Source organism: Variovorax paradoxus (assembly GCF_040544635.1).
In the GTDB taxonomy this organism is placed as follows: Bacteria; Pseudomonadota; Gammaproteobacteria; order Burkholderiales; family Burkholderiaceae_C; genus Variovorax; species Variovorax paradoxus_R.
Map to the genome: position 1 here is coordinate 145,681 of NZ_JBEPKJ010000010.1, position 25,326 is coordinate 171,006.

Annotated in this window: 23 protein-coding genes; 9 read left to right on the top strand and 14 right to left on the bottom strand. The window is 65.7% G+C overall.

Annotation, left to right across the window (positions count from 1 at the left end; all coding sequences use genetic code 11):
• Positions 1 to 56: 56 nt before the first annotated feature.
• On the bottom strand, positions 57 to 1,058 hold the full coding sequence (gene dusA / locus ABIC94_RS17920; RefSeq protein WP_354374338.1) for a tRNA dihydrouridine(20/20a) synthase DusA: 1,002 nt from the start codon (positions 1,056 to 1,058) through the stop codon (positions 57 to 59).
• A 335-nt stretch (positions 1,059 to 1,393) separates the two neighbouring features.
• Positions 1,394 to 2,035, bottom strand: a complete 642-nt coding sequence (locus ABIC94_RS17925) for an NAD(P)H-dependent oxidoreductase (protein ID WP_354374339.1) — start codon at positions 2,033 to 2,035, stop codon at positions 1,394 to 1,396.
• Between the two features lie 60 nt (positions 2,036 to 2,095).
• Here ABIC94_RS17925 and ABIC94_RS17930 point away from each other — a divergent pair, with 60 nt between their 5' ends.
• A complete protein-coding gene (locus tag ABIC94_RS17930) occupies positions 2,096 to 2,704 on the top strand; it encodes a TetR/AcrR family transcriptional regulator (RefSeq protein ID WP_354374340.1) in 609 nt (202 codons plus the stop codon).
• A 185-nt stretch (positions 2,705 to 2,889) separates the two neighbouring features.
• On the opposite strand, the gene ABIC94_RS17935 is transcribed toward ABIC94_RS17930, so the two are convergent.
• The 4 genes from ABIC94_RS17935 to ABIC94_RS17950 all read right to left on the bottom strand — a co-directional run bounded on the left by ABIC94_RS17935 (position 2,890) and on the right by ABIC94_RS17950 (position 8,355).
• Positions 2,890 to 4,821: a patatin-like phospholipase family protein gene (locus ABIC94_RS17935; protein ID WP_354374341.1), complete on the bottom strand. Its 1,932-nt coding sequence runs from the start codon at positions 4,819 to 4,821 to the stop codon at positions 2,890 to 2,892.
• 95 nt (positions 4,822 to 4,916) lie between these two features.
• Positions 4,917 to 6,461: a peroxidase family protein gene (locus tag ABIC94_RS17940; protein WP_354374342.1), complete on the bottom strand. Its 1,545-nt coding sequence runs from the start codon at positions 6,459 to 6,461 to the stop codon at positions 4,917 to 4,919.
• 225 nt (positions 6,462 to 6,686) lie between these two features.
• Positions 6,687 to 7,472 (bottom strand): helix-turn-helix transcriptional regulator, encoded by a 786-nt coding sequence (locus tag ABIC94_RS17945; protein WP_354374343.1) that lies wholly within the window; start codon positions 7,470 to 7,472, stop codon positions 6,687 to 6,689.
• A 91-nt stretch (positions 7,473 to 7,563) separates the two neighbouring features.
• Complete coding sequence (locus tag ABIC94_RS17950) at positions 7,564 to 8,355, bottom strand: acetoacetate decarboxylase family protein (protein WP_354374344.1); 792 nt, start codon at positions 8,353 to 8,355, stop codon at positions 7,564 to 7,566.
• 196 nt (positions 8,356 to 8,551) lie between these two features.
• On the opposite strand from ABIC94_RS17950, the gene ABIC94_RS17955 reads away from it, so the two are divergent.
• From ABIC94_RS17955 to ABIC94_RS17965, 3 genes are all read left to right on the top strand, one after another.
• Positions 8,552 to 10,186, top strand: a complete 1,635-nt coding sequence (locus tag ABIC94_RS17955; RefSeq protein ID WP_354374345.1) for a sensor histidine kinase — start codon at positions 8,552 to 8,554, stop codon at positions 10,184 to 10,186.
• Positions 10,183 to 10,866 (top strand): response regulator transcription factor, encoded by a 684-nt coding sequence (locus tag ABIC94_RS17960; protein WP_354374346.1) that lies wholly within the window; start codon positions 10,183 to 10,185, stop codon positions 10,864 to 10,866. Before ABIC94_RS17955 ends, ABIC94_RS17960 begins: the two co-directional genes overlap by 4 nt.
• Before the next feature lie 161 nt (positions 10,867 to 11,027).
• Complete coding sequence (locus ABIC94_RS17965; RefSeq protein WP_436318045.1) at positions 11,028 to 11,507, top strand: SgcJ/EcaC family oxidoreductase; 480 nt, start codon at positions 11,028 to 11,030, stop codon at positions 11,505 to 11,507.
• A gap of 45 nt (positions 11,508 to 11,552) precedes the next feature.
• Here the strand turns inward: ABIC94_RS17965 and ABIC94_RS17970 are convergent, their stop codons facing one another.
• The gene (locus tag ABIC94_RS17970; RefSeq protein ID WP_354374347.1) at positions 11,553 to 12,467 is read right to left on the bottom strand and encodes a LysR family transcriptional regulator; all 915 of its coding nucleotides are present in this window, start codon (positions 12,465 to 12,467) and stop codon (positions 11,553 to 11,555) included.
• A 127-nt stretch (positions 12,468 to 12,594) separates the two neighbouring features.
• Here ABIC94_RS17970 and ABIC94_RS17975 point away from each other — a divergent pair, with 127 nt between their 5' ends.
• Genes ABIC94_RS17975 through ABIC94_RS17990 form a run of 4 tightly spaced genes read left to right on the top strand, consistent with a single transcriptional unit; the run spans position 12,595 to position 15,880 of the window.
• Positions 12,595 to 13,860: an aromatic ring-hydroxylating dioxygenase subunit alpha gene (locus ABIC94_RS17975; RefSeq protein ID WP_354374348.1), complete on the top strand. Its 1,266-nt coding sequence runs from the start codon at positions 12,595 to 12,597 to the stop codon at positions 13,858 to 13,860.
• Between the two features lies 1 nt (position 13,861).
• A complete protein-coding gene (locus ABIC94_RS17980) occupies positions 13,862 to 14,332 on the top strand; it encodes an aromatic-ring-hydroxylating dioxygenase subunit beta (RefSeq protein ID WP_354374349.1) in 471 nt (156 codons plus the stop codon).
• An 8-nt stretch (positions 14,333 to 14,340) separates the two neighbouring features.
• A complete protein-coding gene (locus tag ABIC94_RS17985) occupies positions 14,341 to 14,658 on the top strand; it encodes a non-heme iron oxygenase ferredoxin subunit (RefSeq protein ID WP_354374350.1) in 318 nt (105 codons plus the stop codon).
• 4 nt (positions 14,659 to 14,662) lie between these two features.
• Positions 14,663 to 15,880: an NAD(P)/FAD-dependent oxidoreductase gene (locus tag ABIC94_RS17990; RefSeq protein WP_354374351.1), complete on the top strand. Its 1,218-nt coding sequence runs from the start codon at positions 14,663 to 14,665 to the stop codon at positions 15,878 to 15,880.
• 21 nt (positions 15,881 to 15,901) lie between these two features.
• Here ABIC94_RS17990 and ABIC94_RS17995 read toward each other — a convergent pair whose 3' ends face one another.
• Complete coding sequence (locus ABIC94_RS17995) at positions 15,902 to 16,651, bottom strand: TerC family protein (RefSeq protein WP_354374352.1); 750 nt, start codon at positions 16,649 to 16,651, stop codon at positions 15,902 to 15,904.
• 173 nt (positions 16,652 to 16,824) lie between these two features.
• On the opposite strand from ABIC94_RS17995, the gene ABIC94_RS18000 reads away from it, so the two are divergent.
• A complete protein-coding gene (locus ABIC94_RS18000; RefSeq protein ID WP_354374353.1) occupies positions 16,825 to 18,591 on the top strand; it encodes a tannase/feruloyl esterase family alpha/beta hydrolase in 1,767 nt (588 codons plus the stop codon).
• A gap of 9 nt (positions 18,592 to 18,600) precedes the next feature.
• Here the strand turns inward: ABIC94_RS18000 and fba are convergent, their stop codons facing one another.
• The 6 genes from fba to rpe all read right to left on the bottom strand — a co-directional run bounded on the left by fba (position 18,601) and on the right by rpe (position 25,325).
• On the bottom strand, positions 18,601 to 19,614 hold the full coding sequence (gene fba / locus ABIC94_RS18005) for a class II fructose-bisphosphate aldolase (RefSeq protein ID WP_354374354.1): 1,014 nt from the start codon (positions 19,612 to 19,614) through the stop codon (positions 18,601 to 18,603).
• A 37-nt stretch (positions 19,615 to 19,651) separates the two neighbouring features.
• A complete protein-coding gene (gene tkt, locus ABIC94_RS18010) occupies positions 19,652 to 21,736 on the bottom strand; it encodes a transketolase (protein WP_354374355.1) in 2,085 nt (694 codons plus the stop codon).
• Positions 21,737 to 21,807: 71 nt separating this feature from the next.
• The gene (locus tag ABIC94_RS18015) at positions 21,808 to 22,686 is read right to left on the bottom strand and encodes a phosphoribulokinase (protein ID WP_354374356.1); all 879 of its coding nucleotides are present in this window, start codon (positions 22,684 to 22,686) and stop codon (positions 21,808 to 21,810) included.
• A gap of 87 nt (positions 22,687 to 22,773) precedes the next feature.
• Positions 22,774 to 23,847: a class 1 fructose-bisphosphatase gene (locus tag ABIC94_RS18020; protein WP_354374357.1), complete on the bottom strand. Its 1,074-nt coding sequence runs from the start codon at positions 23,845 to 23,847 to the stop codon at positions 22,774 to 22,776.
• Between the two features lie 18 nt (positions 23,848 to 23,865).
• On the bottom strand, positions 23,866 to 24,591 hold the full coding sequence (locus ABIC94_RS18025) for an HAD-IA family hydrolase (protein ID WP_354374358.1): 726 nt from the start codon (positions 24,589 to 24,591) through the stop codon (positions 23,866 to 23,868).
• Positions 24,588 to 25,325: a ribulose-phosphate 3-epimerase gene (rpe, locus tag ABIC94_RS18030; protein ID WP_354374359.1), complete on the bottom strand. Its 738-nt coding sequence runs from the start codon at positions 25,323 to 25,325 to the stop codon at positions 24,588 to 24,590. The genes ABIC94_RS18025 and rpe overlap by 4 nt, the downstream gene beginning before the upstream one ends.
• Position 25,326 lies beyond the last annotated feature (1 nt).

Genomic DNA, 25,326 nt, shown 5'->3' on the forward strand with positions numbered 1-25,326 from the left:
CGGCGAAACCTTGCCGCGAACGGGCCCGCGCCGCATCGCGAGCCGGATGGATTCAGCTAGGCGGCCTGTGCCGCAGGCTCGTGCGCCAGCGCCATCACCTCGTGCGGCGAGCGTGTCTTGAGCCGGTGGTCGCTCCAGACCTGGCGCCAGCGTCGCGCCCCCGGCAGGCCGCTGCGCAAGCCCAGCATGTGCCGCGCAATCGACGACCATTGCGTGCCGTGTTCAGCGGCCTCGCGAACCATGTAGTCGCACATCAGCGACTCCACCTCTTCGCGCGTCAGCGGCTGCGGCGCGGCGCCGTAGAACTCGGCGTCCCACTCGGCCAGCCACCAGGGGTTGTGATAAGCCTCCCGCCCGACCATGACGCCGTCGAGCAGCCGCAAGTGCTCGTGCACCTGCGCATTGACCGAGATGCCGCCGTTGATCGAAAAGCTCAACGCCGGAAAGTCGTGCTTCAGCCGGTGCACGAGCTCGTAGCGCAGCGGCGGAATTTCGCGGTTCTGCTTCGGGCTCAGACCCTGCAGCCAGGCATTGCGCGCATGAACGATGAAAGTGCCGCAGCCGGCCTCGCTCACCGCGCCGACGAAATCGCGCACGAATTCGTAGCTCTCGATCTTGTCGATGCCGATGCGGTGCTTCACCGTCACCGGCAGGCTCGTCGCGTCGACCATCGCCTTCACGCAGTCGGCCACCAGCGCCGGTTCGGCCATGAGGCAGGCGCCGAAGGCGCCACGCTGCACGCGCTCGCTGGGGCAGCCGCAGTTGAGGTTGATCTCGTCGTAGCCCCATTCTTCGCCCAGCTTCGCGCAATGCGCCAGGTCGGCCGGCTCGCTGCCGCCCAACTGCAGGGCCACCGGGTGCTCTTCGGCGTTGAAGCGAAGGTGCCGGGGCACGTCGCCATGCACCAGCGCGCCGGTGGTCACCATTTCGGTATAGAGCAACGCGTGGCGCGACATCAGGCGGTGGAAGTACCTGCAGTGCCGGTCCGTCCAATCCATCATGGGCGCGACGGAGACGATTTTCTCTTTTAAATTCAACAACTTGGCTTTATCACTCATACATCCAGTTCGGCAAGGACCGCGCCAAGGAAGGCGCCGGCCCCGTCACCATCAGCATGGACATCGGCTACATCAAGCCGGTAGTTTCTCATGCGGCGGCCGTTCACGGGGTTCCCGTTCAGGTAGAGCCCATCGCGATCTGGCCCGCATCGCGCTCAAGCGCCTGGGTCTGGTCGACAGGGGGCGGGAACGGGACCGCCACCCTGCCCTCGGCGAACTGCAGGCGCTTGCCGACTACTTCGCCAGCAATCCAAACGAAGCCATGGCTTCCACTCTCTTGGGAACGAGCATGCAGGCCTTGGGCCCTGCACGTGGGCGTTCGTCTGTGTTCTGCCTCAACCCGGCAGTTCGAGTTCGACAGCTCCAGGCTGATTCACGCCGGCTGATGCTGGCCTCGCAAACGCATTGCGGCCGAGGGCCCGCGCAGTGACGAGATGGGATGCCCCAGCTTGCCCATTCACGTCGAGCAGGAACTCCGAGGTGACGACGCGTGCGCCGCAGAAGTCGAAGATGCCGTGGTCGATCTGCGTGCGCATCGCCTTGTCGTAGCCATGCCGTGCATAGGTGCCGCCGTCTGCGCCGCCGATGCCGATGAGATGGACAGCGAGCCGGCCGAGCCGCTTACCGATCGTGCCGTCAGGCGCCTCGTCATAGGCCCACCCATTTGAGAATACGCGATCGATCCAGCCTTTGAGTTGGCCGGGAAACGACCACCAGTACACGGGATAGACGAGCACGAGTGCGTCGGCCCGGTCGATGCGCTCCTGCTCGCGCAGGATGTCCGATGGCACGGGCTTCTCGAGAAAATAAGCGGTGCGGTCGTCTTGGTTGAAAGCCGGCTGGAAGCCTTCTACGGCGATGTCGGCAATCTCGGTGGTGTGTGCGCCGGATTCCGCAATGCCTTGGGCAAACGAGTGCGCAACGGCGTGCGTGAGGGACTGGGAATCGGGATGACTGACAACGATGAGTGCGTGCATTGGTGTTCCTTACGGTTGGGTGTAAACTACGTTTAGTAGGTTACCTTTGGTAGGTTAAAAATGTCAAGCAAGCGGTCGGAATCGGTTGTGCAAGTCGCAGCGAAGAAGCGCCTTTCCAAAGACGAGCGCAGTCGTCAGCTCATGGATGTCGCGTGGTCCATCGTGCGCAGTGAAGGAACCGATGCACTCACGCTGGGCTATCTGGCGGAGCGCGCGGGGGTAACGAAGCCCGTCGTGTATGACCATTTCGGCACGCGGACCGGCTTGCTCGGCGCGCTCTATCGGGAGTACGACAGCCGTCAGCATGCACTGATGGACGAGGCCCTGCGGACGTCGGGAAAGTCGCTTGCAGCCGTGGCGAGGGTGATTGCCGCCGCCTATGTCAATTGCGTCATGGAGATGGGGCGCGAGATGCCCGGCGTCAGCGCCGCGCTGGCTGGGTCGCCTGAACTCGGCGCCTTGAAGAAAGAACTTGAGGCTGCGTTCTCGGTGAAATGCCGGGGAGCGTTGCAGCCGTTTGCGAAACAGCGTATTGCGCCGGCAGCCATGCGCGCGGTGCTGGGTGCGGCGGAGGCTGTGTCGTTTGCGGCGGCCGCGGGCGAGTTCGATCCAGTGGATGCGGAAAACGAGATCTACGATGCCATTGTGCGGATCGTGCGAAGGGCGTGAAACACACGAGCTTGATCGAAAAGCAATTCGAGGCTCTGCACGCTCGGCAAGGACCGCGCCAGGGAAGGCGCCGGTCCTGCACCATCAGCATGGACATCGGCTGCATCAGGCGGGTAGTTTCTCACGCGGCGGCCGGTCACGGGTTTGCGTTCAGGTAGAGCCCACTGATCTGGCCCGCGTCGCGCTCAAAGCGGCGGTCTCACGCGCAACTCCGCCATCGGAATCGGGTGGAATGCCGTCTGGCTCTCTTTCTTGTCCATCGCGAGCGACAGTTCCTTGAGCTTGGCGATGAGTGCGAGCAAGACGTCGGCCTCTTGCCTGCTGAACGCCTGCGCGTAGCCGGGCGGTGCCATGGGATCGGCCGTTGTGCCATTGGCAGTCCAGCGAGAAATCAGGTCGACATAGCTGGTTGCGTGGGGGCAGTTGGTGTCGAGCGCCATGGCCACGGAAGGTGCTCGCGCAGCGAGCATTTTCAGCAGCACGCTCAGCCTGATGAAACGTTGCTCGTCCCAACCCTGCCCCTGTGTCTGCGGTGTGGGCGGCGAGAAGCGCGCAATCAGCTTTTCCGCAGCCTTCTCGCCGCGCTGGACGACGGCATCGATGTCCTCGGCCTTCATGTTCAGGTTCAGGCCGCCCTCCCCGTCTTTCAGGCGAACGCGCGCAATGCGGTCGCGCACACCCGGCATGCGGGCCAGACTGTTGTCGTTCCAGTTCTGCATGGCGCCGACGATGGCCGAAACAAAGCCGCCGAGCTTCTTCGCGGCCCCCTCGCCCTCGTCGAAGTGGTCCCAGCGCTCGCCATAACCCTCCCTGTAGCTCATTGGCAGATAGACCTCGTCCGCCGCCCCGCTCCGCTCCTTGATTTCGGGTTCGAGGTTGATCCCGAAGGTTGGCCACCGCGGGGCCAGACCGTCGAACAGGTGCATCGGAAAGTTGGAGCTGATGCCGCCGTCAGAAAACCAGCACTTGCGGAAATGCCGCTTGCCGGCCGGCGGGTTGTAGTCGATCGACCAGAGGGGAACAGCCGCAAACAGAAACGGAAAGCTGAGACTCATCCGCGCGGCCAGGATGACTGGAAAGTCTGCGGGTCTGGGGACCTCTCTCAAGCCCAGTCGGGTCGCCTCTTCCGTCGCGGGCTCGCGGTCACCGCGCGCCGGGTCCGCAACATAGGGCTCGCCCTTGCGAATCATCCAATCGAGGACATCCGGGGGGAGATAGCGGCCCAACTCATCGGCATTGAAGAAGAGCCGCTCGCGGTTTGGAAAGAGTGCTGCCGTAGAACTGCTGTCGTCTTCGGCAAGCGGAAAGATATAAGGGCGGCCGTGCCCGAGGTTCGTGGAGAACATCTGCAGGTCGATGGACCTCTGGGGCTTCCCGCTTGCCCGAAGCTCCGGCCACACCTGTGGTGGATCGGCCGCGTTCCAAAGCATGCCGAAGGTCAGCGGATCCTTCGTCTCGAGGCCCGCGGTTCGCTGAATCAGTTCATGAAGCCATGGCGTCAGCGCCGGATTCTTCGGATCTGCGGTCAGCCCGGTGCACAGCCCATATCCGTTGGCCACCATGCGTCGGGTGATGTCGCGGCACAGAGAGAAGCCAATGAATCCCACGAGTGCGAACAGCAGAAGAAGCACCACACCGCCCCAGTCCAGACCCGCCCAGCGTGCCGCAATCGTGACCACCAGGCTCGCGGCCGTCGCCAGCCAGTAGGCGCGCAGCAGGCCGGCGACGATCGCCGCTGCCCGACTCAGCGTGCTCCCCCGATTGAGTGCCAGCACCAGCACGGAGAAGAGCCGCCGCGTGCCGGCCTGCGGCTGGAACAGGCTCAGCAGCTTCGTGCCCCGGCTCCGGGGTACATCCGCCTGGAGTTCGGCCGGCAATTTCGACAGGATGTCGAAGCCCTCGCGGGTTTTGTCCTGCCGCCGCCGGTACTCGGCCGCAGCAGTGACAGCGGCTGCAATGGCGCCTGCGGATGTGCCGCCGATGCTCCGAAAGCGGTACTCCCGGGCCAGGCGGGAGATCGCCTTGGGATAGACGACGCCGCTGGTGATGCCGCCCTTCATCACGAGATCACAGAAACGATCGGCGGCAGGTTCGGGGAAATCGCTGGAATCGCTCATTCGAATGCTCCTTCAGAGGATCTGCGCCCGTAGGGCATCTGTCGGGCTGCGCTGATCCCTGGCCGACGGGAACGGGTCGCCCAGCGTTCCGACGATCAGACTTGGGTCACGCCGTCGATGGGACTTATGTCACCCACGAACTGCAGGAGGTCCACCATCGTGAAAGTCCCTGGCGTGCGCGAAGGAAGAGTTGGCGTCCAGGCGGGGCCTTTCTTCCAGAGGTAGGACTCATGGTCGCCGTGAACCAATCCGATGAAGACCTCCGCCACGATGCGCGCGCCCACAGGCCCCAATCGCTCGCCGCCCTCTCTGACCGCCGCTTCCTTGAGGATGTAGTACCACAAGGGCGTCTCCTCATGCAGTCCCTGTGCCTTGGCCACGGCGCCGTCCGTGCCGGACGAGATCTCGGCGCTCGTCAGGGGATTGGGTATTTCCATCGCCCGGGCCACAGACTGGCCTGAAGGCAGTCCGAGCATCACGCCCCGCTTCAGGTTCAGGAACGGGAGGCTGGCTCCGCCGGGCAACGTATGCAGTGCCTTGACGATGAACGGATCGATGCTGCGCGCCTGATTGAGCGGGACCCCTGCCGGGTTGTTGCCGAAATCGTAAAAACGCCGCCAGTCGATGATCCAGTTGCTGGCGAGCTTGCTTATCGGAGTTGGCGCAGTGAGCGGTTCGGGCGCCAGGTCACCCACGATGCCCCCGGAGAGGCCGGAGAATGCGAACAGAAGCCCCAGCGAAGCGGGGGCGAGCCCGCCCGGGGTGAAGACCCTGTTATGGCTGTAGACCTCCCGGACCATGCTGTGTCCGAGCCGGTAGGCCGCACCGGAGAACTCCACGGGCATGTAGGGCGTCTTCTTGAACCGGTAGAACTGGCGGCCCTCGTTGAGGATGCGAGCCACGATGCCATCCTCGGTGAGCCGCTCCACGAAGTCGTGCAGGACGAGCCATTGATAGTGCCAGGTCACCTCGCGCCGGGCTTCGAAGAAAAGCTCGGAGGGCGCGGGCGCTGTCGGCGAGGCCGCGAGCAGATCGACCACCTTGTTGTGGAACTTCATGAAAGCCAGATGGGTTTGCGCGACCAACAGGTTCTCGTCGTTGCGATGGTCCCCGATCAACGCCTGGCCCTCGGGGCTTCGCGGAAGGTCGTTGGGGAACACGCCGGGGATGTCGGCCGCGTCCTGTTGAAAGCCGAGCGTGGTCTTGCCGATCAGCAGCTTCGCGCTGGGTCCGTTGTTGGGGCCGCGGGCATAGAGGTGCGGACTGCCGTCCGGACCGCGCCCATAGATCGAGTCCAGGTCCAGCGCCGGCGTTCTGAAATTCTCCACCGCGGTCGGGTCTTCCAGCTTGTCTCCGATGGAGGTCAGATCCAGCGTGATGTCGTGATCGACGAACTGGCCCAGGTAGGTGAACCCCGCCGGCACCCGCGGGTTGTTTCCGCCGCCAGCCGGACCGGCATCCAGCATTGCATCGGCGAGGGCCTTCAACTTGTCGTCGGCAACCGAGAGCGGCGCGAGCCGGGGGAACATCCTGCCGAACATGCCAGGATCGCCATGTCCTGCGAGCGCATCCAGAGTAGCTTTGGTGGGATGACGGCCGGCCCGGCCATGCTTGGGATTGACACCGATTTCTTCGGACATGATGGCTTCCTTTGCTCCATGTTGAGCTTCGAGCAACATGATCGAAGCGGATTTGCATCCTACGGAGCGGTCGAAAGATTCATATACGCTGCTCGCGGTAGACAGCTCGCGGTACACCGGTTGCGCTAGACCGTGAGGGATACACCCTCGAACCCCCGGTTCATTCACCTTCGTTGTGTCACGCCGGAGAGCAACACGAGCAAGCAAAACGGTGTCCGCGTCGGTTCAATCGGCCCCGGCCTGCCGCATCGCGTGCACCAGATCGCCCGGCGTGTAGCCGAACGTCCGCCTGAACCAGCGCGTGAAGTGCGCCTGGTCCGAGAAACCACACTCGGCCGCCACGGCGGCGACAGGCTCGCCGCCGATCACCAGGTGCTTCGCGCGGTGCAGTCGAACGGCACGCAAGTAGTCGGCCGGCGCCATGCCGAGCCACTGCGTCATCACCCGATGGATTCGTTCCCGGCTGACGGCGCAATGTCGCGCCACGCCCGACACCGTGTGTTCTCCGGACAGCACGGCCGATTGCACGCGGCCGACCAGCGCACGGACAGCGTCGCTCGGCACGGGGTCGGGGTCGGCTCCGGCCTGCAGCGCCGCGGCGGCAAGCGGGACCACTTGCTGCAACCAGGCCTGCACTGCGTCCGGCGACACCAGTTCGCGCGCCTGGCGAGCCAGTTCCGGCGCATGGAATGAACCGCTGCGGGCAGGCGTGACCAGGCCCGACTGGCGAAGCCATGCGGTCGGCACGTAGAACATTGCCGCCAACACGGCGCCGTTGCGGGTCGACGCGCTCAGCGCCCCGGTGTGCACGATGCCGGGCGCGATGGCGATGAGGTCACCGGTTCGCGCGAGGAAAGGCCGTCCCGCCACGCTGCAGCGGCATTCACCCTGCACGATGGCGCCGAACGACCACTCTTCGTGCCAATGCGGCGCCCACTCCTGCCCGTGCTGCTGGTGCTGTACCTGCTCCAGGTCGAACAGGCGCAGACGCCGCACTTCGGACCGGTTCATCGCCACAGCGGCAGGATGCCGGTCAGCCGGTTGGCCCATCGCCTGTCGTCGTGGTGGTCACGGATGGGGGTGAGCTGCTGCATCAGCGCGATCATGCATCGCGCGCCCCGGTCACGGTCAAGCCGAGCCACCCCGCGCTGGCGTCTTCTGCCACCAGCGGGCCCAACAGGCCGATGTCCTCGCCCGGGTGCAATGTGTGCTGCAGGGATGCCGACGCCTCGTGCCAGTCGCCGCCCACCCGGCCGGCAATGTCGGGCTTTACCAGCAGGATGTCCGGCAGCCGATCGGGCTGCCGAAGGTCGGGCCAGCCCACGGCACCGAGCGTGGGGTGGGCAAGGAAACCCAGTGGCCGCCCCGGCCGGCCGGTGAGTTCGGCCTGCGCGTCGAACACACGGCGATCCTTCACGGCCAGGCTCGCGCCCAGGCGGGTGCCCGCGCGCAGAGGCGCGGCGGCCGGGTGCTCGAGCGGCAGGCTGCGTGTGAGCCAGGTGCTGCCCATTTTCTTGGGCCACCCCTGCAGCATCCCTCGCAGCAGGGAGATGTCCTGGTCGACCCAGATGGCGGGGCAGTACATGCCACGGTCGCCGCCCGGCCGTTCGATTTCCAGCACCACGATGGTCTCGCGGTACTGGGCCAGCACCGGGTCCAGCAGTTCGTGCCCGTTGGTGCAGGCTTGCCAGTCGGCGAAGTGCACGCAGCCCGTTCCCACCGGCCTGCCCGCCGCAGGGGGTACGAGCGGTACCCCGGCATCGGCGTCGAACCGGAACGCGACGTTGAGCAACCAGCCGGCGTAGTGCCAAGGGGGTGCGGGAACCAGCGCCGACCTGCCTGTGGCGGTGAACGGTGCGGTGAAACTTCGATGGGACCAGTCAGGTGAGTTCATGGCCCCATGGTGCGCAGCCGGACGTGTCCTGACTAGAACGGATGTGAACTCCGAGAGCAGGGATACTTCATCCGATGTTCATGTGCGTGTCAGGTGACCGTCATGGCGGCGCCAGGAAAATGAGGTCCTGGCCTGAAGCGGCCACGGGCAGGTCAGCAACGCCCGTGGAGTTGCACTGCGCCGTTAAAGTCGCCTCATGTTCCGCCTCCGCCTGTCACTCGCATTTGCCCTTCTTGTTGCGCTGGTTTGCATACAGGTCGGTTTCGTCTACTGGGGGGCGAACCGCGTCAACGACTACGCCCAGCACAGCCGGCTGGCCAGCGACATCCTGGCGGAGCTGCTGGATCTGTCGGCCAGCAAGCAAAGGCTGCGTGTCTGGGCGTCCCAGCAATTGATGGACGCGAACGCATCGCCCGAGGTGCGCGACAGCCAGCTGGCGCGAATGCAGGCCAGCACGGAAACGCTCAGGCAACTTGCACGCCGCGATCTTTCCCTGTGGGGCGGCATCGCGGAGCGCGAAGGCGTGCCCATACCGCCGGAGGTCGATCAGCTGGTGGCCGTGAGCGACCTGCTCAACGACAACATCGCCGCGGTGCGCGCCCGGCTGCTGAAGCTTGCACCGCTGGAGCGCGGCGCCGAGTTCGCCAGCGTATGGCAGGAACTGAACCAGGTCTTCGACGTGGCGCGCGGCCGCGATCTGCGCGAGTTGCTCAACGGTGCCATCGAACGGCAGCGCAATGTGATGCCCGTGGCGCGTGCCGCGACCGAGCGGGGCCTGGACCAGTTGCGCCAGCAGACCATCCGGCTGGCGATCGTGACGCTGGCCGCGGCAATCGTGCTGGCGCTGTATCTGAACCGGCGGTTGCAGCGGCCGCTGGATCGCCTGCTCGAAGGCACGCAGGCACTGAGGGCCGGCGCGCTCGACCACCGCATTGCGCTGGATTCGCGCGACGAGTTCGGCCGCGTTGCCGAGCACTTCAATGCCATGGCGGCCGAATTGCAGCGGCACCGGCAAGACGCCGACGCCGCGCGCCGCCGGCTCGAGGAAGCCGTGCTGGAGCGCACCAGCGAACTGAGCGCCGCCCACGAGACGCTGCAGCAGATCGACCTGCGCCGCCGCCAGCTGCTGGCCGATATCAGCCACGAGCTCCGCACCCCGGCCACCGCGATCCGCGGGGAGGCCGAAATCGCCTTGCGCGGCGCCGACAAGCCGCTGGCCGAGTACCGGCAGACACTGACACGGATCGTGGGCGGCGTGAAGCAGCTCACCGGCGTGATCGACGACCTTCTGCTGGTCGCCAAGACCGAAGCGGATCAGCTGTCCATGCGATTCGACACGGTCGACCTGTCGGAACTGCTGGGCGATGCCACCGAAACGGCGCAGACGCTGGGTGCGCGCCACAACATTCGCGTTCGGCTGGAAGCGCCCGATACCGGCCCGCCCGCGGTCACGCTGCAGGCCGATGCCGACCGCCTCCGGCAGGTGCTCCTCATCGTGCTGGACAACGCGGTGCGCTATTCGCGCAACGACTCAACCGTGCGGGTGGGCTGGCGATCGACCGACGGCCGTGTGCAGGTGCTCGTTGCGGACGAAGGCATAGGCATCGACGCAGAAGAATTGCCGAATGTGTTCGAGCGCTTCGTTCGCGGCCGCCGCGCGCGCGTGCACCGGGCCGATGGAACCGGCATCGGGCTGTCGATCGCACAGGCCATCGTGCATGCACACCACGGCCGCATCGACATCGAGAGCACGCCCTTGCAAGGCACCACGGTGCGCATCGAATTGCCTTGCCACCATCATCCATCCTTCTTGCCCGGCACAACAACATGAACATCCTGATCGTCGAAGACGACGCGCGCGTCGCCGACTTTCTGCTGCGAGGCCTGAGCGCGGAGGGTTACCGCATGCAGCTGGCGCGCACCGGGCCCGAAGGCCTGGAACTCGCGCGCAGCAGCGACCTGTCTCTGCTGCTGCTGGACCTGATGCTCCCGGGCCTGAGCGGCCTGGAGCTGTGCCAGACGCTGCGCGCCGAAGGCAACCATGTGCCGGTGCTGATGCTCACCGCGTTGAGCAACACCGAGGACAAGGTCAGCGGGCTGCGCCTGGGCGCCGACGACTACCTCACCAAACCTTTTGCATTCGAGGAGCTCCTGGCGCGCATCGAGGCTTTGCTGCGGCGCGGCCGGGAGCAACGCGTGAGAGCAACGACGCTGCAGGTGGCAGACCTTGTGCTCGACCGCGAGCGCATGGAGGTAACCCGTGCCGGCAAACTCGTCCAGCTGACAGCCAAGGAGCTTGCGTTCCTCGAACTGCTGATGGCCGCGCCGGGCCGCGTCTACAGCCGCGAGCGCATCCTCTCCAATGTCTGGGGCACCAACGAAGATCCGCTGACCAACATCGTCGATGTCTATGTGCGCCGCCTGCGGGCCAAGATCGACGATGGCCATCCCGTTTCCTTGCTGAAGACTGTGCGCGGCCTGGGCTACCGACTGGATGCGGCACCGGGCTGAGGCGGTTCATCCGATGTTCATGAATGCGTCACCCTGAATTCATCGTGAACAACGGGCGGCGTTCAGGAAGAGACCGAAGAATGAAGTCCTGTATCGCAACAGCGATGCAGCGCCGGAAGATCCCGGCATTTGACTATTCAAAAAAGGAAAACTTCATGAACATGCTTCGTACGCTTTCTCTCTCGGCAACAGCGGCGGCGGTACTCGCCATCTCGACATCTGCCCTCGCCCAAACACCGGCCACAGGGACTTGCGTGCCGGCCACCGAGCCGCAGATCGCGGCGCTGTTCGACCGATGGAACGACTCGCTGCGCACGCTCGATGCCGACAAGGTCGTTGCCAACTACGCTGCAGATGGCGTGCTGCTGCCAACGGTCTCGAACCAGCCGCGCACGAATCCGGCTGAGATCCGCGATTATTTCGTCAAGTTCCTGAAGGATTCGCCGCAGGGCACGATCAATCACCGCATCATCAAGATCGGCTGCAACGTGGCGCAGGACGTCGGCACCTACACCTTCAAGTTCAAGGACGGCAAGAAAGTGAACGCTCGGTACACGTATGTCTATGAGTGGGTCAACGGGCAATGGCTGATTGCTCACCACCACTCTTCGGCGATGCCTGAGGTCATCGCGCAAAAGTAATCCGCGATGCCATGAGCTCCCGCCTACCGGCGGGAGCTCGCGATATCAACCCGGCACACCTTCCCCGTGCAGCCGGACGATCAAGGCACGCATCCAGGCGACGGCGGGGTCCCGGTGATAGCGGCCGTGCCAGAACAGGTTGATCGCAATCTCGGGCAGTTTGGCCGGATGGCGGACATATGACAAACCGAAGGGCTCGACCAAGGCCTGGGCGAGCCGCTCGGGAACTGTCGCCACCAGGTCGGAGTCGTGCAGGATGTGGCCGACCGCCACGTAGTGCGGAACGGTCAGGACGACCTTGCGAACAATCTTCTTGCGGCTGAGAAGTTCGTCCGCCTTGCCGTGGCCGGTTCCCTCCGAGATCACGACCACGTGCTCGGCCTGCGAAAACTCGCCCAGGGAAATCTGCCGCTTGTCCAGCGCATGGCCGCGGCGAAACATGCAGACGTAGTGCTGCTTGAACAGCCGCCGCTGGAAGTAGCCGCTCTTGAGCTGCGGCAGCAAGCCGATGGCCAGCGTGACGTGGCCGGATTCCATCTCGTCCTGAAGATTGACCGCCGTGTTGCGAACCGTGCTGAGCGAAATCCCCGGTGCCACGCGCGCCAGCTCCTTCATCAGTTTGGGCAGGAAATAGATCTCCCCGATGTCGGTCATGCCGATGGTGAAGGCGCGCGTCGAAGTGGCCGGATCGAACGAGCTTCGCTGGTTGATCGCGGCATGGATCGTTTGCAGGGCGCTCGCGGTCGGCGCGGCCAGCTGCTCGGCGAAGGGTGTGGGCTCCATGCCCTTCGGCGTTCGAAGAAACAGGGGATCGTCGGTCAGCTTGCGCAGGCGCGCCAGCGCGTTGCTCACCCCCGGCTGGGACAGGCCGAGGTTGGTCGCCACCTTCGACACCCGTCGATCGATGAGCAGCTGGTTGAACACAACCAGCAGGTTGAGGTCGATGTCCTTGAGCTCCATGGCGGCCCATTCGCGAAATCTATATGAACTATTCGGCACATTCTATTGAACGATGGGCCCGAACTGTCGATCATCAGGTACCACGAGACGAGCGGCCCATGCGACACGGCCGCACAGGAGACAAAACATGGATGACACATCAGCAGTCTTTCCGCAGCAGATCCACTGGGAAGACAAAGGCACCAGCCGCATCCCCTTCATGGCCTATACCGATGCCGACCAGCACCGGCGTGAGCTCGAGCGCCTTTTCTACCGCGGCCACTGGTGCTACGTGGGCCTGGAGGCCGAGATTCCGGAGGTTGGCGATTTCAAGCGCACGGTGGTCGGCGAACGCTCGGTGATCATGGTCAGGGATGCCGAAGGCTCCATCAGCGTGGTGGAGAACGTGTGCGCGCACCGGGGCATGCAGTTCTGCCGCGAGCGGCACGGCAACCGCAAGGCCAGCGGGTTCACCTGCCCCTATCACCAGTGGAACTATTCGCTCGGCGGCGACCTGCAGGGCGTGCCATTTCGCCGCGGCGTCAAGCAGGACGGCAAGGTCAACGGCGGAATGCCGGCCGACTTCAAGCCGGCCGACCACGGCCTCAACAAGCTGAAGGTCGCAACGCGCGGCGGCGTGGTGTTTGCGTCGTTCGATGCGGATGTGGAGTCGCTCGAAGACTTCATGGGTCCGGAAATCCTGGGCTACTTCGACCGGCTGTTCAACGGCCGCAAGCTGACGATCCTCGGCTACAACCGCCAGCGCATTCCCGGCAACTGGAAGCTGATGCAGGAGAACATCAAGGACCCGTACCACCCGGGCCTGCTGCATACGTGGTTCGTCACCTTCGGGCTCTGGCGTGCGGACAACAAGTCGGAGCTGAAGATGGACAGCCATCACCGGCACGCGGCCATGATTTCGACCCGCGGCGCCAGCGGCAAGGCCGACGAGGTCACCCAGGTGTCCAGCTTCAAGGAAAGCATGCAGCTCAACGACCCGCGCTTCCTGGACATCGTGCCCGAGCCCTGGTGGGGCGGTCCGACGGCCGTGATGATGACGCTGTTCCCGAGCGTGATCTTCCAGCAGCAGGTCAACAGTGTTTCGACACGCCACATCCAGCCGAGCGGCCCCGGCGCCTTCGATTTCGTATGGACCCATTTCGGATTCGACGACGACACCGAAGAAATGACGCAGCGGCGGCTGCGCCAGGCCAACCTCTTTGGACCGGCGGGCTTCGTTTCGGCCGACGACGGCGAGGTGATCGAGCTTTCGCAGAAGGGCTTCGAACAGAAGCCGTTCCACCGCACGCTCGCAGAGCTCGGCGGACGCGAGGTCGGCGACACGGACCACATGGTCACCGAGACCCTGATACGGGGCATGTACGAGTACTGGCGCAAGGTCATGGAGGCTTGAGATGAACTTCCAGGACTACTTCGACTTGACCCAGCTCTACGCCCGCTACGCCCAGGCCGTGAGCTCCGGCGAATGGGAACTCTGGCCGGAATTCTTCACGGAAGACTGCAGCTACCGCCTGCAGCCGCGCGAGAACTACGACCGCGGCTTTCCGCTGGCCACGCTGTCGTTCGAGAGCAAGGGCATGCTGAAGGACCGCGTCTACGGCATTCGCGAGACCTTGTTCCACGACCCCTACTACCAGCGCCACGTGGTCGGGACGCCGCTCGTGCTGAAGGCCGAGGCGGACCGCTTCGAGTGCGAGGCCAACTACGCGGTGTTCCGCACCAAGCTGTCCGAGCTCTCGAGCGTCTTCAGCGTGGGGCGCTACATCGACGTGGTCGTGCGCACCGGGGAGGGACTGAAGTTCGCCTCGCGCCAAGTCATCTACGACAGCGAAATGATCCCCAACTCCGTCATCTATCCCCTTTGAGGCCAGCCATGAGCGATTTTCAATGGACCGACGCCGCACCGGTCGACGAGGTGCCCACCGACGATGTCGTCGGCATGCTGGTCGGCGGGCGCGACATCGCGCTGTACAACGTGGACGGCCAGATCTACGCGACCGACAACCTGTGCACCCACGGCCATGCCCGCCTGTGCGAGGGCTTTCTGGAAGGGCACGAGATCGAGTGCCCGTTGCACCAGGGCAAGTTCGACGTGCGCGACGGCAAGCCGACCTGCGCCCCCGTGACCGAGGCGATTCGCTCATACCCGGTGAAGATCGACGCGGGCCGCGTGTTCCTCTCGCTGGACTGAAGCCATGAATGCCGAGACCATCGTCATCGTGGGCGCCGGCCAGGCCGGCGGCTGGGCCGCGCAAACGCTGCGCAGCGAGGGCTTCGCGGGCCGCGTGGTGCTGATTGGCGACGAGCCCCATCGTCCCTACGAACGCCCGCCGCTGTCCAAGGCGGTGCTCTCCGGGGACGCCCATGCGGACACGACGCATCTGTTGAAACCGGAAGCCTTCGATGCGCTCGGCATCGACTGGCGGCCGAACGTCGGTGCAACCTTCATCGACAGCGCTGCGAAGCAGCTTCGCCTGACGCGTGGAGAACCTGTTCCGTACGACAAGCTGATTCTCTGCAACGGGGGGCGTGCGCGCCGGCTGAGCATCCCGGGCGCGGATCTGCCCGGCGTTTTCTCCTTGCGCAGCATCGAGGATGCGGCGGCGCTCGGTGCCGCGTTGTCTGCCGGCAAGCGGCTGCTCGTCATCGGTGGCGGCTGGATCGGACTCGAAGTAGCCGCAACGGCCCGAAAGAAAGGCCTGGACGTGACCGTCGTGGAAGCGATGGGCCGGCTGTGCGAACGCACCGTTCCGCCGGACATTTCCGACTACCTGCTGCAGCTCCACACCGCCCACGGCGTCGATGTCCGGCTCGGCACGGGCATCGAGCGCCTGGCGCAGAGCGCACGGGGCGGCCTGACAGCCTCCCTAAGCAACGGGCGCGAGCTCGAGTGCGACGCGGTCCTCATCGGTGTCGGCCTGATTCCCAACGACGAACTCGCACGCGAGGCGGGCCTGGCGTGCGACGGCGGCGTGCTGGTCGATTCGCAATGCCGCTCATCGGACCCCGACATTCTTGCCGCGGGCGACGTGGCCACATGGCATTGCGAATGGGCGGGCCGGCGGATGCGGCTCGAGTCCTGGCAGAACGCCCAGGAGCAAGGCATCGCCGCCGCGCGCGCCGCACTCGGCACCGCGGTGAATCATCAGCCGCTTCCCTGGTTCTGGTCGGACCAGTACGACGTCAATCTGCAGATCTACGGCATGCCCACACCGGCGCACCACGTGGTCGTGCGCGGCGACCGGGGTTCCAACAGCTTCGTGATGTTCTTCCTCGACGCCGACAAGGTCGTCGCGGCGCTGGGCCCCAATGCCGCGCGCGACCTGCGCTTTGCGCGGCGCCTGATCGAGCGCCGTACCAGCGTCGACGCGGCGCAGCTCGCCGATCTCCAGGTGCCGCTCGCCAAGCTTTAAGCAGCCCCGCACGCTCGCCGTTCAATCGCCCGGCATGTGAGGCGGATGCAGTTCCACCGCCTTGGCCGATTTCTTTCGAAGCCGGATGTTGAGCATTTCCACGCCCAGCGAGAAGGCCATCGCGAAGTACACGTAACCCTTGGGCACGTGATGTCCGAAGCCCTCGGCGACCAGGACAACTCCCACCACCACCAGGAAGGCCAGCGCCAGCATCTTGATGGTGGGATGGTTCGAGACGAAGCGGCCGATGGGGCTGGCGAACAGCATCATGAGCAGCACGGACACGATCACCGCGGCAATCATTACCCGCACGTCGTCCACCATGCCCACCGCGGTAATGATGGAGTCCAGCGAGAACACCAGGTCGATGATCATGATCTGGAGGATGACCGCGGCGAAAGTGGCCTTCACCGCGTTGGACTTCTGCTCGTGCCCGCCTTCCAGCGACTGGTGGACCTCGCTCGTGCTCTTCCAGATCAGGAACAGCCCGCCCAGGATCAGGATCAGGTCGCGCCCCGAAATGCCCTTGCCGAGCACCGAGAAAAGCGGGTTGACCAGCCCCACGATCCAGGCGAGCACCAGCAGCAGCCCGATGCGCATGAACATCGCCATGAACAGCCCCACCCGCCGCGCGAACTCTCGCCTTTCGGGCGGCAGTTTGTCGACCAGGATCGAGATGAAGATGATGTTGTCGATGCCCAGCACGAGTTCGAGCGCGGTCAAGGTGGCAAAGGCAATCCAGACCTGGGGATCCGTCAGGAGTTCAAGCATCGGGGTTCTTTCCGCGGCAACGCCGCCAAGAAGGTTGGGAATGTCCTGAAGTCTGCCATGACCGATTCCGCCGCAAGGGTTTGCCCTATTTTTTAGTTATCAAACAAAACTATATTGATTACGTGAAATAACTTTATTGATGAGCCGGGCCGCCCCGGCGAAAGGAGACAGCGATGGTTCAATCCGTGTTCTCTTCGTACCGCCCGGCATGGGCGGCTCTTGCCGCGGCATCCCTGCTGGCGGCCTGCGGCGGAGGTGGTGGCGGGGGCGGCGGGGGTGGCTTCCCGTTCGTTCCGCCGGCGCCCTCCCCCGGTGGCTCCGCGCCATCGGAAGCGCGCCCGGGCACGCTGCAGTCGTGTACCGATCTCGCCAGCAAGGCGGCGTTCGGCAGCACCGTATACACCAGCGTGAGTGCCGTGGCCGCGGGCGCGCTCACCGTGGCCGGCGCGAGCACGCCCGCGCCGGAGCACTGCCTCGTGCAGGGCCAGATGAACCAGCGCACCAGCAGCGTCGACGGCAAGACCTACGCCATCGGCTTCGAGATGCGCCTGCCCGTCAACTGGAACGGCCGGTTCTTCTACCAGGCCAACGGCGGGCTCGACGGCAACGTGGCGCGGGCCACGGGCAGCGTGGGCGGCGGTGCGCCCACCACCACCGCGCTGCACATGGGGTTCGCGGTCATCAGTTCCGACGCGGGGCACTCGGGCGCGCAGATACCCACCTTCGGTATCGACCCGCAGGCGCGGCTGGACTACGGCTACAACGCCGTTGCGCAGCTCACGCCCATGGCCAAGAACCTCATCGCCAAGGCCTACGGCCGCGAAGCCGACCGCTCCTACTTCGGAGGCTGCTCGAACGGCGGCCGCCACGCGATGGTCGCCGCGGCACGGTTTGCCGGCCAGTACGACGGCATCCTGGCCGGCAACCCCGGCTTCAACCTGCCGAAGGCCGCGGTAGCCCAGCTTTACGGCGTGCAGCAATACGCCCGGGTCACCACCGCCAACACACCGGCCGGCAAGCCGGACCTGCAGACTGCCTTTACGCCCGCGGAAATGAGCACAGTGGCCGATGCAGTGCTTGCGCGCTGCGATGCGCTGGACGGCGCGGCCGATGGCATCGTTGCGGATGTGCAGGCGTGCAAGCAGGCCTTCAACCTCGCCAACGACGTGCCCACGTGCAGCGGCGCGCGCACTGGCAGCTGCCTCACGGCCACGCAGAAGGACGTGCTCGGCAACATCTTTGCCGGCGCGCGAAACAGCGCGGGCACCGCGCTCTACAGCAGCTTTCCGTTCGACGCCGGCATCAAGGGGGCCGACTGGCGCCAATGGGAGTTCTCCAATTCGCAGAACCTCGACACCGCCGCGCTCGGCTTCGTCTTCAGCACGCCGCCGCTGGCGCCGAGCCGCCCCTTCGGGATCGATTTCGCGCTCGGGTTCAGCATGGACGCCGATGCGCCGACCATCTTTGCGAGCAATGCGGTCTACACCGAATCGGCAATGTCGTTCATGACGCCGCCCAACCCGGCCAACCTGTCGGCGCTTCGCGATCGCGGCAGCAAGCTCATGGTCTACCACGGCACCAGCGATGCGGTGTTCTCGTCGGACGACACCACCCGCTGGTACGAGCAGCTGCGCGCGGCCAACGGCGGCGATGCGTCGGGCTTTGCGCGCTTCTTTCCCGTGCCCGGCATGAACCATTGCGGCGGCGGCCCGGCCACAGACCAGTTCGACATGCTGACGCCGCTGGTGGCGTGGGTCGAACAGGGCAAGGCACCGGCCACCGTGATTGCCAGGGCTCGCGGAGCGGGCGCCAATGTGGTCAATGCCGAGCTGCCCGCCAGCTGGTCGCCCACCCGCACGCGGCCGCTGTGCCCTTACCCGAAGACCGCGGTCTACCTGGGTGGCCCCCTCGAATCGGCCTCGAGCTTCGCCTGCCAATAGGCAGCAACGCTACAGCGCCGCCGGCTTGATCCTGCTCGCCATGCCGGCGGTACCGAAAGCCTGGAACCGGTCGATGCACAGGTCGCGTGCGGCCGCGGTCGCCTCCTTCAGGAACTTGCGCGGATCGAACTCACTGCGGTCGCTGCCCATGGCCCGGCGCATGGCGCCCGTCATGGCCAGCCGGATGTCGGTGTCGATGTTGACCTTGCGCACGCCGTGCCGGATGCCTTCCTGGATTTCTTCCACCGGCACGCCGTAGGTTTCCTTGATTTCGCCGCCGTATTCGCGGATCACGGCCAGCCATTCCTGCGGCACCGAAGAAGAGCCGTGCATCACCAGGTGCGTCTTCGGAATGCGCGCGTGAATGTCCTTGATGCGATCGATCGCAAGAATGTCGCCGGTCGGCTTGCGGCTGAACTTGTAGGCGCCGTGCGAGGTGCCGATGGCAATGGCCAGTGCATCCACGCCGGTGCGCGACACGAAATCGGCCGCCTGCTGCGGATCGGTCAGCAACTGGTCGTGCGACAGCACGCCCTCCGCGCCGCTGCCGTCTTCCTCGCCGGCCATGCCCGACTCGAGCGACCCGAGGCAGCCCAGTTCGCCCTCGACCGAAACGCCGACCGCGTGCGCCATCTCCACCACGCGGCGGGTCACGCCCACGTTGTAGTCGTAGCTTGCGGGGGTCTTGGCGTCTTCCATCAGCGAGCCGTCCATCATCACGCTGGTGAAGCCCGAGCGGATGGCCTGCATGCACATCGCGGGGCTGGCGCCATGGTCCTGGTGCATCACGATCGGGATATCCGGGTACATCTCCACCGCCGCCTCGACCATCTTGCGCAGGAAGGGCTCGCCCGCGTACTTGCGCGCCCCCGCCGAGGCTTGCAGGATCACCGGGCTGTCGGTCTTTTTGGCGGCCTGCATGATGGCCTGGATCTGCTCCAGGTTGTTGACGTTGAACGCCGGCACGCCGTACCGGTGCTCGGCGGCGTGGTCGAGCAACTGACGCAGCGAAATCATGGCCATGGAAAGCTCCTGTGGATGTGGGAAATAGGTCTGAGGGTCATGCGGCCTCTTTCACATTGGCCAGCGCAACGTTCGCCAGCGCAACGTTCGCCAGCGCAACGTTCGCCAGCGCAGCGTTCGCGAGCAGGCGCCGGGCGCGCTCGGCCACCACCTCGGCGGTCAGCCCGAACAGCTTGAACAGTTCGCCGGCCGGCGCCGATTCGCCGAAGCGGTCGAGCCCGACCACGTCGCCGTACTCACCGACGAATTTCCACCACAGGCCGGTGCTGCCGGCCTCCACCGCCACGCGCGGCAGGTGGCGCGGAATCACCGCGTGGCGCCACGCCGCATCCTGGCGCTCGAACACGTCCATGCAGGGCACGGAGACCACGCGGGCCTCGATGCCCTCCTCCGCCAGCAAGGCCGCGGCGGCCAATGCCACGCCCACTTCGGAACCGCTTGCCAGCAACGCCACGCACTCGGCCTCAGGGCGCCGCAGCACATAGGCGCCGCGCGCGATCGACTCGATGCGCTCGCTGCCTTCGCCCGCATGCGGCAGCGCCTGGCGCGTGAGCAGCAGACAGCTCGGCCCGTCCATGCGGCGCAAAGCCTGCCGCCACGCCACCGCGGTTTCGGTGGCGTCCGCCGGCCGCCAGACGTCGACGCCGGGAATCAGGCGCAGGCTCGAGGCATGCTCCACCGGTTGGTGCGTGGGGCCGTCTTCGCCGAGACCGATGGAGTCGTGCGTGAAGACGTAGATGACCGGCAGCTTCATCAGCGCCGACATGCGCACGCCGTTGCGCGCATAGTCGGAAAAAGTCAGGAAGGTGCCGCCGAACGGGCGAAAGCCGCCGTGCAGCGCCAGCCCATTCATGATGGCCGCCATGCCGAACTCACGCACGCCGTAGTGCACGTGGTTGCCCGTGCCCGTGCCCTTGAGCGCGCGGTGTCCCTTCCAGTCGGTGAGGTTGGAGCCGGTCAGGTCGGCCGAGCCGCCGATCAGTTCCGGCATTGCCGGCCCGACCTCGTCGAGCACCTGTTGCGAAGCCTTGCGCGTGGCGACGGAGGCCTTGCGCTGCTCCGCGCCGGACGCGGCCGAAGCCAATGCCGCCTCGACCTGCGCGGTGAGCGGTGCATCGGTGCGATGGCGCCGCAGCAGCTCGCGCGCAAGCACCGGGTGCTCGTGCGCATAGGCCGCAAAGCGCTCTTGCCACGCCTGGTGCAATGCGGCGCCCTTCTCGCGCGCCGACCAGGCCTGTGCAATGGCCGGCGGTACCTCGAAGGGTGCGGCGCTCCAGCCGAGCGCTTCTCGCGTCAGCGCAATCTCGGCATCGCCCAGTGCTTCGCCATGCGCCTTCGCGGTGCCTGCGCGGTTCGGCGAACCCTGGCCGATGCGGGTCTTGCAGCACACCAGCACCGGCCGATCCGCGGCCAGGGCCCGTTCGATGGCCGCGTCGAGCGCCACGGCGTCATGGCCGTCGACATTGCGCAGCACGGTCCAACCATAGGCTTCGAAGCGGCCCGGCGTGTCGTCGCTGAACCAGCCGCCGACCTCGCCGTCGATCGAAATGCCGTTGTCGTCGTAGAACGCCACCAGCTTGTTGAGCCGCCAGGTGCCCGCGAGCGAGCACGCTTCGTGGCTGATGCCTTCCATCAGGCAGCCGTCGCCCAGGAACACGTAGGTGCGGTGGTCGATCACCTCATGGCCCGGCCGGTTGAACTCCTCGGCCAGCAGCTTCTCGGCCAGGGCCATACCCACCGCGTTGCTGATGCCCTGCCCCAGCGGCCCGGTGGTCGTCTCGACGCCGGGCGTCACGCCGACCTCCGGGTGCCCCGGCGTGCGCGAATGCAGTTGCCGAAAGCGCCGCAGCTCGTCGATCGGCAACGCATAGCCGCTCAGATGCAACAGCGCATAGAGCAGCATCGAGCCATGGCCGTTCGAAACCACAAAGCGGTCGCGGTTCATCCAGCGCGGGTCAGCGGGGTCGTGCCGCAGGCGATGGCGCCACAACGCCTCCGCGATGTCGGCCATGCCCATCGGCATGCCCGGGTGGCCGGAGTTGGCGGCTTGCACGGCATCCATGGCCAGCGCGCGGATGGCGTTGGCGCACTGCGTGCGCAAGGCGAGGTTTTCAATCGTCATGCGAAGGTCCAGTCGGGTTCGTTTGCGAAGTGCGCGAGGTGTGGTGTGTGTACGGGCGCTCGTGTGTTCTGCTAGATCGCGTAGGACTTCTTGCGGCGCTCCATGAGGCGCAGGATCATCGGCGTGAAGATCAGCTGCATTGCGAGCTCCATCTTTCCGCCCGGCACCACCAGCGTGTTGGCGCGCGACATGAAGGAGTCGTGCAGCATGCTCAGCAGATACGGAAAGTCGAAGCCGATCGGATTGGCGAAGCGGATCACCACCAGGCTCTCGTCCGGGCTCGGAATGGTGCGCGCAATGAACGGGTCGGAGGTGTCGACCACCGGCACGCGCTGGAAGTTGATGTGCGTGCGCGTGAACTGCGGGCAGATGTAGTGCACATACTCGTTCATGCGGCGCAGGATCACGTCGGTCACGGCCTCGGTCGAATAGCCGCGCGTGTTCTTGTCGCGGTGCAGCTTCTGGATCCACTCGAGGTTGATCACCGGCACCACGCCGATCAGCAGGTCGACGTGGCGCGCAATGTCGACCTTCTCCGTCGTCACTCCGCCGTGCAGGCCTTCGTAGAACAGCAGCTCGCTGGCGGGCAGCGTTTCCCATTCGGTGAAGGTGCCGGGCTCCTGCTTGTAGGGCGCGGCCTCCTGCGCGTCGTGCAAGTACTTGCGGCTACGCCCGGCGCCACATTCGCCGTAGTCGCGGAACAGCGCCTCGAGTTCCGCGAACAGGTTCGCGTCCTCGCCGAAGTGGCTGAAGTTGCGGTTGCCGGCGGCTTCGGCTTCGGCCATCGCCCCCTTCATGGCGTTGCGGTCGTAGCGGTGAAAGCTGTCGCCCTCCACGATCGCCGCTTTGACGCTCTCGCGGCGAAAGATGTTCTCGAAGGTTCGCGTGACGGACGTGGTGCCCGCGCCGGACGAGCCGGTAATGGCAACGATGGGATGTTTGGCTGACATGGTGGCCTCGGAGAGATAAAGAATTCGTACGGGGCCGCACGGGCTCGACCCTGTTGTCTTGTGGCTGGCGCGCTATTGCGCTGTTGTTCAGGCGGCTGTCGCAAAGAGGCCGCGCTTGCCGAACAGCGGCGCCTGGTAGGTGTCCTGCGGGTCTTCGCTGTGGTACGCCTCCACGCGCGCCACCTCTTCCGACGAGCCGAAGACGAAACCGATGCGCTGGTGAATCGACTCCGGCTCGACCGCCATCAACCGGCGGCGGCCGGTGCTGGCCATGCCGCCGGCCTGCTCGATCAAGAAGGAGATCGGGTTGGCCTCATAGAGCAGCCGCAGGCGCCCGTCGCGGCCCGACTCCTTGCTGTCGCGCGGGTACATGAAAACGCCGCCGCGCATCAGGATGCGATGCGTCTCGGCCACCAGCGAGGCGATCCATCGCATGTTGAAATCGATGCCGCGCGGACCTTCCTTGCCGGCCAGGCATTCGTCAACATAGCGCTTCACGGCCGGCTCCCAGAAGCGGCTGTTCGACGCGTTGATTGCAAATTCGCTGGTGTGCCGTGGAATGCTCAGGTTCGGATGGCTCAGCACCCATTCGCCGAGCTGGGGGTCGAGCGTGAAGGCATGCGTGCCGTTGCCCAGCGTCAGCACCAGCATCGTCGAAGGGCCGTAGATCGCATAGCCGGCGCCCACCTGTTCCGTGCCCGGCTGCAGGAAGTCTTCAGGCTTCGCATCGGCATCGAGCGTCGGCGCGCGCAGTATCGAGAAGATGCTGCCCACGGCCACGTTCACATCGATGTTCGACGAGCCGTCGAGCGGATCGAACAGCAGCAGGTACTTGCCGCGCGGATACTGCTGCGGCGGCAGGTACGGTTCTTCCATCTCTTCCGAGACCATGCCCGCCACGTGGCCGCCCCACTCGTTGGCGCGCAGGAACATGTCGTTGCTCAGCACGTCGAGCGTCTTCTGTTCCTCGCCCTGCACGTTGTGCGTGCTGGCGCTGCCGAGCACATCGCCGAGTGCGCCAAGCGCCACCTTGCGCGAAATCGCCTTGCAGGCCAGGGAGACGTCGGTGATGAGCGCGTTGAGCGCGCCCGTGGCCCCGGGGTGGCGGCGGCGCTCCTCGATGATGTACTGGGTCAGCGTGGCCTTGCCTGCAATGGGCATGATCGTCTCCTGGTTGATTCAAAAAAATCTGGTCGCTGTCGTCGTTTCTTCTTCGCCGCGAACGCCGCGCGATTCGCGCACCGTCAACAACAGCTGCTGCGGCGTTGCGACGCGCCAGGCCGGCGGCGCCCCGGCAGCCGCCGCGTGGCCGCCATAGCCCCAGGCCACCAGCGCCGCCGGGCAGCCGGTCGCGTGCGCGGCCAGCAGGTCGGCCGGGCCGTCGCCCACCATCAGCAACCGCGCGGGCTCCACACCCAGCTGGCGTGCCGCGGCCTGCAGCAGGAACGGCGCGGGCTTGCGCTGCGCCGCTGCGTCGGCGCCGTAAACCCCCGCCATCGGCTGCAGCAGACCCGCTGCATCCAGCACGGCGCGTGCCAGCGGCGTCGGCTTGTTCGTAACCACCACCATCGGCAGCGAGCGGCGCAGGCCGTCGACGAGTTCGGCAACACCCTCGAACACGCCGCCGAACTGCAATGGCGCCGCCAGAGTGGCTGCATCGAAGGCCCGGCGCAATTGCGTGCGCAGCGCCTCGTCGGCGGCAACGCCCTGCTGGCGCAAGGCCTGCAGGATCAGCGCGTCGGGGCCGTCGCCGATCCAGGTGCGCACCGTGTCCAGGTCGAAGCGCGCCAGGCCGGCCTCTTTCAGCGCGGCGTTCAACGCCTCGCGGATGTCCGGCGCACTGTCGACCAGGGTGCCGTCGAGGTCGAAGGCAATCGCATCGATACCGCTTAGATCTTTCGTCATGCGGGAGAGCCTTCCATGGCATGCCGCGGTATTTGCCGGCCCTGCAGCGCCTGGGTGCGAATGGCGTCGATGGCCTCGCGATAGCGGCCGCCGCTGAAGACCGCCGAGCCCGCCACCAGCGTGTCGGCACCCGCGGCGCCGATGCGCGCGGCGTTGCCGGGCTTCACGCCGCCGTCCACCTCCAGCCAGATGTCGCGCCCGCTGGCATCGATGCGACGGCGCACCGCCTCGATCTTCGGCAGCACACTCTCGATGAAGCTCTGCCCGCCGAAGCCGGGGTTGACCGACATCAGCAGCACCAAGTCGATCTGGTCCAGCACATGGTCGAGCACCTGCAGCGGCGTGGCCGGGTTGAGCACCAGCCCGGCCTTGCAGCCGCTGTCCCTGATCAGCCGGATCGTGCGGTCGATATGCTCGCTGGCCTCGGGATGAAACGAGATGATCGAGGCGCCCGCCTCCGCGAACATCGGGATCAGCGCATCGACCGGCTTGACCATCAAATGCACGTCGATCGGTACCGTCGCGTAGGGCTTGATGGCCTCGCACACCAGCGGCCCGATTGTCAGATTCGGTACATAGTGGTTGTCCATGACATCGAAATGGATCAGGTCGGCGCCGGCCTCGATGACCGTCGACACCTCTTCACCGAGCCGCGCGAAGTTCGCGGACAGCAGGCTGGGCGCAATGCGCATCGCCGGGGCGGAGCCGGACAACGTGGCCTTTTGGTTCTGCATC

Excerpts from the sequence above, each read along its gene's own strand:
- dusA (WP_354374338.1), bottom strand. The coding sequence starts at position 1,058 with ATGAGTGATAAAGCCAAGTTGTTGAATTTAAAAGAGAAAATCGTCTCC.
- ABIC94_RS17925 (WP_354374339.1), bottom strand. The coding sequence starts at position 2,035 with ATGCACGCACTCATCGTTGTCAGTCATCCCGATTCCCAGTCCCTCACG.
- ABIC94_RS17930 (WP_354374340.1), top strand. The coding sequence starts at position 2,096 with ATGTCAAGCAAGCGGTCGGAATCGGTTGTGCAAGTCGCAGCGAAGAAG.
- ABIC94_RS17935 (WP_354374341.1), bottom strand. The coding sequence starts at position 4,821 with ATGAGCGATTCCAGCGATTTCCCCGAACCTGCCGCCGATCGTTTCTGT.
- ABIC94_RS17940 (WP_354374342.1), bottom strand. The coding sequence starts at position 6,461 with ATGTCCGAAGAAATCGGTGTCAATCCCAAGCATGGCCGGGCCGGCCGT.
- ABIC94_RS17945 (WP_354374343.1), bottom strand. The coding sequence starts at position 7,472 with ATGAACCGGTCCGAAGTGCGGCGTCTGCGCCTGTTCGACCTGGAGCAG.
- ABIC94_RS17950 (WP_354374344.1), bottom strand. The coding sequence starts at position 8,355 with ATGAACTCACCTGACTGGTCCCATCGAAGTTTCACCGCACCGTTCACC.
- ABIC94_RS17955 (WP_354374345.1), top strand. The coding sequence starts at position 8,552 with ATGTTCCGCCTCCGCCTGTCACTCGCATTTGCCCTTCTTGTTGCGCTG.
- ABIC94_RS17960 (WP_354374346.1), top strand. The coding sequence starts at position 10,183 with ATGAACATCCTGATCGTCGAAGACGACGCGCGCGTCGCCGACTTTCTG.
- ABIC94_RS17965 (WP_436318045.1), top strand. The coding sequence starts at position 11,028 with ATGCTTCGTACGCTTTCTCTCTCGGCAACAGCGGCGGCGGTACTCGCC.
- ABIC94_RS17970 (WP_354374347.1), bottom strand. The coding sequence starts at position 12,467 with ATGGAGCTCAAGGACATCGACCTCAACCTGCTGGTTGTGTTCAACCAG.
- ABIC94_RS17975 (WP_354374348.1), top strand. The coding sequence starts at position 12,595 with ATGGATGACACATCAGCAGTCTTTCCGCAGCAGATCCACTGGGAAGAC.
- ABIC94_RS17980 (WP_354374349.1), top strand. The coding sequence starts at position 13,862 with ATGAACTTCCAGGACTACTTCGACTTGACCCAGCTCTACGCCCGCTAC.
- ABIC94_RS17985 (WP_354374350.1), top strand. The coding sequence starts at position 14,341 with ATGAGCGATTTTCAATGGACCGACGCCGCACCGGTCGACGAGGTGCCC.
- ABIC94_RS17990 (WP_354374351.1), top strand. The coding sequence starts at position 14,663 with ATGAATGCCGAGACCATCGTCATCGTGGGCGCCGGCCAGGCCGGCGGC.
- ABIC94_RS17995 (WP_354374352.1), bottom strand. The coding sequence starts at position 16,651 with ATGCTTGAACTCCTGACGGATCCCCAGGTCTGGATTGCCTTTGCCACC.
- ABIC94_RS18000 (WP_354374353.1), top strand. The coding sequence starts at position 16,825 with ATGGTTCAATCCGTGTTCTCTTCGTACCGCCCGGCATGGGCGGCTCTT.
- fba (WP_354374354.1), bottom strand. The coding sequence starts at position 19,614 with ATGGCCATGATTTCGCTGCGTCAGTTGCTCGACCACGCCGCCGAGCAC.
- tkt (WP_354374355.1), bottom strand. The coding sequence starts at position 21,736 with ATGACGATTGAAAACCTCGCCTTGCGCACGCAGTGCGCCAACGCCATC.
- ABIC94_RS18015 (WP_354374356.1), bottom strand. The coding sequence starts at position 22,686 with ATGTCAGCCAAACATCCCATCGTTGCCATTACCGGCTCGTCCGGCGCG.
- ABIC94_RS18020 (WP_354374357.1), bottom strand. The coding sequence starts at position 23,847 with ATGCCCATTGCAGGCAAGGCCACGCTGACCCAGTACATCATCGAGGAG.
- ABIC94_RS18025 (WP_354374358.1), bottom strand. The coding sequence starts at position 24,591 with ATGACGAAAGATCTAAGCGGTATCGATGCGATTGCCTTCGACCTCGAC.
- rpe (WP_354374359.1), bottom strand. The coding sequence starts at position 25,325 with ATGCAGAACCAAAAGGCCACGTTGTCCGGCTCCGCCCCGGCGATGCGC.